The following is a 6,227-nucleotide window of genomic DNA, read 5'->3' as shown; positions in this document are numbered from 1 at the left end:
GGCAGGACAGCGATAACGATGCCGAGTATTACCAGTACAGCGCGGGCCAGCGGGTCCTCAAATGTCATGAATGGTTCACCGACAAGGTCCGCCACTTCCACCAGGTGCGTTACCTGCCAGGGCTGGAAATTCGCAGCAAGGACAACGGCGAAGAGCTGCACATCATCAGCCTCGGTAACGCGCGCTGCCTGCATTGGGCGCAACGTTCGACGCCGATAGACGACCAGATGCGCTACACCCTCGAAGACCACCTCGGCTCTTGCGTGATGGAGCTCAATGAAGACGCTGTGGTCACCAGCGCAGAAGGCTATTACCCGTTCGGCGAAACCGCATGGATGGCGCCGGAATCGGAAATCGAATACCGCTTTATCCGTTATTCCGGCAAGGAAATGGATGTCAGCGGTTTGTACTACTACGGCGCCCGTTATTACGCGCCGTGGTTGCAGCGCTGGGTCAGTGCGGATCCGGCGGGGGATGTGGACGGTTTGAATCTGTATGGTTTTGTCGGTAACAACCCGATCGTCCATGTCGACCAGACCGGTGCCTTCAAAGTGGTGTTTGACCTGATCAGAAAAGCGGTGGGTATCTTTGATCAAGCGCAAACTGCGGCGGAGCAATTGCACAACCTGACTACCGAGTTCGATGGCCTGATTCCTGAAGGCCAGAACATCGAGGAGGTGCGCAAAAGCATGACGTTCGGCAAATTCATCACCTCCCGGGCCGGCATCAAATCGGTCTTTTACGGTATCGGCAAAGGCATCGCCATCGGCAGTGTCATCGGCACCGTGGTACCCGGAATCGGCAACGCCATCGGTTCCGGCGCAGGGGCAATCGCGGGGGCAATAGTGTTTCCGGTATTGCGTTACCACTTTTTCAAGAAGGGTTTGAAAGCAGCGCAGACACTGCACACCCAAGAGCTCAAGGACGGGCTGAAAACGCTGGGCGACGGCGCTGCAAAAGCCGTCGACGGCGCGGGCGCTCTTCTCGATGGAGGTGCTGCGCTTATCGACAGCATCAAGACTTTCACGGATAACCTCAACAGCTACTCCGAGCACATCCAGAAGATGTTCTACGCCCAACTGGACGCACTGGATGCAGAAAAACAGCGTCAGGTCATGAAGCTGTCCAGGAATGGTGTAGACCCGTTCGAAGCCATCGACAAGGTCATGCAAACCGCCCAGGCGACTATCGAAGCGCCAAGCGAGGCGCAAGGCGTGACAGAACGCCTGCAGCAACTGGAGCGTTCGCTCGCTGCCGAACCTCAGGCAAGACCGGTGCCGAAGCCGAGGTTGAATCTTGTGCATCGACGTCAGGTACAGGAGACAGCTGTCTAGCAGACACGGCCGGCGCGAACAGCGCGCCCGGCCACCTCGGCCCATGCTATCGTGCCCGCCCGTCCTGCCGACCTTTCATCCAGCATGCTGCCGACTTCCCGTACCCTGCGTCTGTCGTTGTATTCCCTGCTGATCATCGCCGGCACGGTCATTGCCGCGACGCTCGCGATGCGCCACGCGGAAAGTCAGGCGCTGGAAGAAGACGCCGCCCGCGCCAATCAGCAACTGGGGTTGTACGCCAACTCCTTGCACACCCTGATCGACCGCTATCGCGCCCTGCCCGCCGTACTGGCGCTGGATCCGCAATTGCGTTCGGCCCTGGCCGGCCCGGTCGATGCTGCGCAGCAAGCGGCATTGAATGTGAAGCTGGAAAAGATCAATGGCGCCGCGCAATCCTCGACCCTTGAACTGCTCGATCGCACCGGCCTGGCCGTGGCCGCCAGCAACTGGCGCTTGCCCAGCAGTTACGTTGGCCACAATTACGGCTTCCGCCCCTATTTCAGCCAGACCCGCACCCAAGGCACCGGGCGTTTTTACGCGGTAGGCGTGACCAGCGGCATTCCCGGGTATTTCCTTTCCAGCGCCGTACTTGGCGACAACGACGAGTTTCTCGGCGCGATGGTGGTCAAGCTGGAATTCCCGGAACTGGAGCGCGAATGGAGCCAGGGCAGCGACACGCTGCTGGTCAGCGATGCACGCGGGATCATCTTTATCGCCAATCAGCCGGGCTGGCGTTATCGCGCCTTGCGGCCGTTGAGCGCTGATGATCTGGCCGAGATCAAAACTACGCGACAGTACGACAAGCAATCGCTGCTGCCGCTGACCCATTTGCCGCTACGGCGCTTCGATGACAACAGCGATCTGCGCCGGGTCGAAGGTCCGCAGGGCACGGCGGATTATCTGTGGGAATCGCTGCCGCTGGCGACCGAAGGCTGGACCCTGCACCTGCTGCGCCGTCCGCAAGTGGCCTTCGAGGATTTGCGCAACGCCGCGCTGGCCGCCGCTGGCGTGTGGCTGGCGCTGGTGTTCCTGTTGTTGTTCCTCAATCAGCGCTGGCGGCTGGCCAAGGTCCGTCAGCGCAATCGTGAAGAACTCGAGCGCCTGGTCGAGGAGGGCACCCGCGACTTGCGTACCGCGCAGGAAGGTCTGGTGCAGTCGGCCAAACTCGCCGCGCTGGGGCAGATGTCTGCGGCGCTGGCTCACGAAATCAATCAACCGCTGACCGCCCAGCGCATGCAACTGGCAACCCTGCGCCTGCTGCTCGAACATGGCCGCGTCGATGACGCCTACAAGGCGCTGAAACCGGTGGACGACATGCTCACGCGCATGGCCGCCCTCACCGGCCACCTCAAGACCTTCGCCCGCAAAAGCCCGAGCGGCTTGCGCGAACGCCTGGATCTGGCGACGGTGGTCGATCAATCGCTGCAACTGCTCGATGCGCGACTGCGTGACGAACAGGTCAGTCTGGTCCTGCATCTGACCCGCCCGGCGTGGGTACGCGGTGATGCGATTCGTCTGGAACAGGTGTTAATCAATTTGCTGCGCAACGCGCTGGATGCGATGCACGGCAAAGCCTGCAAGCGTCTGGAAATCCGTCTGGAGGCTGATGAACAATTGTGGCGGCTGAGCGTCAGCGACAACGGCGGCGGCATTGCCGAGGAACATCTCGGCCAGGTGTTCGATCCGTTCTTTACCACCAAACCGGTGGGTGACGGTCTGGGCCTGGGGCTGGCAGTATCCTTCGCCATCGTGCATGAATCCGGCGGGCGCCTGAGCGCCGAGAACGGCGACACTGGCGCGGTGTTCAGCCTGACCCTGCCAATCGATCTGGAGGCACACATCTGATGCTCGACTCGGTGATGGTGGTCGACGATGAAAGCAGCATTCGCAACGCCGTTGAACAGTGGCTGAGCCTGTCGGGGTTTCAGGTGCAATTGTTCAGCCGCGCCGAAGAATGCCTCGCCGCGCTCCCGGAACATTTTGCCGGGGTGATCCTCAGCGACGTGCGCATGCCCGGCATGGACGGTTTGCAATTGCTCGCCGAAGTGCAAAAGCGCGACAGCGATCTGCCGGTGATTCTGCTCACCGGCCATGGCGATGTGCCGATGGCGGTCGAAGCCATGCGCGATGGCGCCTACGACTTTCTGGAAAAACCGTTCAGCCCGGAAACCCTGCTCGGCAGCCTGCGCCGGGCGCTGGACAAACGCCGCCTGGTCCTGGAAAACCGCGCCCTGCACGAACTGGCCGACAACCGCGCAAAGCTCGATGCGACGCTGCTTGGCGTGTCCCGTGGCTTGCAGACTTTGCGTCGGCAAGTGCTGGATCTGGCGACATTGCCGGTCAACGTGCTGATTCGTGGCGAAACCGGCAGCGGCAAGGAACTGGTCGCGCGTTGCCTGCATGATTTCGGCCCGCGCGCCGGCAAACCTTTCGTGGCGCTGAACTGCGCGGCGATCCCGGAGCAACTGTTCGAGGCCGAGCTGTTCGGCCATGAGAGCGGCGCGTTTACCGGCGCCTCGGGCAAGCGCATCGGCAAGCTGGAATACGCCGATGGCGGCACGCTGTTTCTCGACGAGATCGAAAGCATGCCGCTGGCCCAGCAGGTGAAATTGCTGCGGGTCTTGCAGGAGCAAAAGCTTGAACGGCTGGGTTCGAACCAAAGCATTCGCGTTGATTTGCGTATCGTCGCGGCGACCAAACCGGACCTGCTCGACGAAGCCCGCGCCGGGCGTTTTCGCGAGGACCTGGCGTATCGCCTGAACGTCGCCGAACTGCGCTTGCCGCCGCTGCGCGATCGCCGCGAAGACATTCCGTTGCTGTTCGAGACCTTTGCGCACAACGCCGCCCAGCGTCTGGGCCGGACCTTTCCGCCGTTGACCGGTGCGCAGCTCAGTCACCTGCTCAGCCATGACTGGCCGGGCAATGTGCGCGAACTGGCCAACGTCGCGGAACGTCAGGTATTGGGGCTGGATGAACCGGTCGCCGGAATCGATCCGGGACAATCACTGGCGGCGCAGCAGGAAGCCTTCGAAGCGCAATGCCTGCGCGCGGCGTTGACCCGGCACAAAGGTGATGTCAAAGCCGTGCTCGAAGAACTGCAACTGCCGCGCCGCACGTTCAATGAAAAGATGCAGCGGCATGGGTTGAGTCGGGAGATGTTTCTGGCGGAGTGAGGCAGAGATTTGTGGTGTAGCTGAAATCCATCCCCCTCACCCCAGCCCTCTCCCCCAAGGGGGCGAGGGGGGAGGGAGCCGATCTCCATGCTTTCCCGAATCTGTATTCGACTCGATATTGCAGGTCGATGTAACCCACGAGAACACCTCGGTCAGTCCCCTCTCCCTCTGGGAGAGGGCTAGGGTGAGGGGCTTTTGATCTTCACGCGGTAAGCGGAAATCCGCTCACTCAGCCCAATCAGTCGGCACAAATCCGCTCACTCCTCCCCGCTACCCCCTCTAAACCGGCCCCTCACCCCTTGGCACACCTCCTGCTATAGCCCTGGCAGGCTGCGTTCCGACGCGCTCCACAAAAACAATTAAACGAAGGATCCTTCAATGGATAACTCCAACGCCCTGCCCCTTGGGTCGGCTGCCGTGCCGGCCAAACCGAGAACCACCGCCAGCCGGATCAAATCGATCTTCAGCGGCTCTGTCGGCAACATGGTCGAGTGGTACGACTGGTATGTGTATGCCGCCTTCTCCCTGTACTTCGCGAAAACCTTTTTCCCCGCCGGTTCCACCACTGCGCAACTGATGAACACCGCAGCGATCTTCGCCGTGGGCTTCCTGATGCGTCCGATCGGTGGCTGGCTGATGGGCATGTACGCCGACAAGGTCGGGCGCAAGAAAGCGCTGATGGCCTCGGTGTACCTGATGTGCTTCGGCTCGCTGCTGATCGCCCTGAGCCCGAATTATGAAACCATCGGCATCGGCGCGCCGATCCTGCTGGTGTTTGCCCGCCTGCTGCAAGGCCTGTCGGTCGGCGGCGAGTACGGCACCTCGGCGACTTATCTGTCCGAGATGGCGACCAAGGAACGTCGCGGCTTCTTCTCCAGCTTCCAGTACGTGACCCTGATCTCCGGGCAGCTCATCGCCCTTGGCGTATTGATCGTGCTGCAAAACATGCTGACCACCGAACAGCTCTACGCGTGGGGCTGGCGTATCCCGTTCGCCATCGGTGCGCTGTGTGCGGTCGTGGCGCTGTACCTGCGTCGCGGCATGGAAGAAACCGAGTCGTTCACCAAAAAAGAGAAATCCAAGGAAAGCGCCATGCGCACCTTGATGCGCCACCCGAAAGAGCTGTTGACCGTGGTCGGCCTGACCATGGGCGGCACCCTGGCGTTCTACACCTACACCACCTACATGCAGAAATACCTGGTGAACACGGTCGGCATGAGCATCTCCGACTCGACCACCATTTCCGCCGCCACGCTGTTCCTGTTCATGTGCCTGCAACCGATCATCGGTGGCCTGTCGGACAAGATCGGTCGTCGCCCGATCCTGATCGCCTTCGGCGTGCTCGGTACGATCTTCACCGTGCCGATCCTGATGACCCTGCACACCATCCAGACCTGGTGGGGCGCGTTCTTCCTGATCATGGCGGCGCTGATCATTGTCAGCGGCTACACCTCGATCAACGCGGTGGTCAAAGCCGAATTGTTCCCGACCGAAATCCGCGCCCTGGGCGTTGGCCTGCCGTACGCACTGACCGTGTCGATCTTCGGCGGCACTGCCGAATACATCGCGCTGTGGTTCAAAAGCATCGGCATGGAAACCGGTTACTACTGGTATGTCACCGCGTGCATTGCCGTGTCGCTGCTGGTGTACATCACCATGAAAGATACCCAGAAGCATTCGCGGATCGTCACTGACTGATCGCACCGCATCGCTGGCAGGC

Annotated in this window: 4 protein-coding genes; all 4 read left to right on the top strand. The window is 61.1% G+C overall.

What is annotated here, in order from left to right:
* On the top strand, nucleotides 1-1,334 hold a 1,334-nt coding region (locus CKW30_RS17525; protein ID WP_305885243.1), incomplete at its 5' end, for an RHS repeat-associated core domain-containing protein.
* An 84-nt stretch (nucleotides 1,335-1,418) separates the two neighbouring features.
* The gene (locus CKW30_RS17520) at nucleotides 1,419-3,179 is read left to right on the top strand and encodes an ATP-binding protein (protein WP_095181449.1); all 1,761 of its coding nucleotides are present in this window, start codon (nucleotides 1,419-1,421) and stop codon (nucleotides 3,177-3,179) included.
* A complete protein-coding gene (locus CKW30_RS17515) occupies nucleotides 3,179-4,507 on the top strand; it encodes a sigma-54 dependent transcriptional regulator (protein ID WP_095181448.1) in 1,329 nt (442 codons plus the stop codon). Before CKW30_RS17520 ends, CKW30_RS17515 begins: the two co-directional genes overlap by 1 nt.
* A gap of 378 nt (nucleotides 4,508-4,885) precedes the next feature.
* Complete coding sequence (locus CKW30_RS17510; protein ID WP_024014128.1) at nucleotides 4,886-6,205, top strand: MFS transporter; 1,320 nt, start codon at nucleotides 4,886-4,888, stop codon at nucleotides 6,203-6,205.
* The last annotated feature ends 22 nt before the right edge of the window (nucleotides 6,206-6,227 follow it).

It is taken from the genome of Pseudomonas sp. Irchel 3F6 (genome assembly GCF_900187595.1).
Classification (GTDB): domain Bacteria; phylum Pseudomonadota; class Gammaproteobacteria; order Pseudomonadales; family Pseudomonadaceae; genus Aquipseudomonas; species Aquipseudomonas siliginis.
This window is presented reverse-complemented; position numbering and strand designations above follow the sequence as displayed.

Coding starts and splice junctions, on each gene's coding strand:
- CKW30_RS17520 (WP_095181449.1), top strand. CDS start 1,419: ATGCTGCCGACTTCCCGTACCCTGCGTCTGTCGTTGTATTCCCTGCTG.
- CKW30_RS17515 (WP_095181448.1), top strand. CDS start 3,179: ATGCTCGACTCGGTGATGGTGGTCGACGATGAAAGCAGCATTCGCAAC.
- CKW30_RS17510 (WP_024014128.1), top strand. CDS start 4,886: ATGGATAACTCCAACGCCCTGCCCCTTGGGTCGGCTGCCGTGCCGGCC.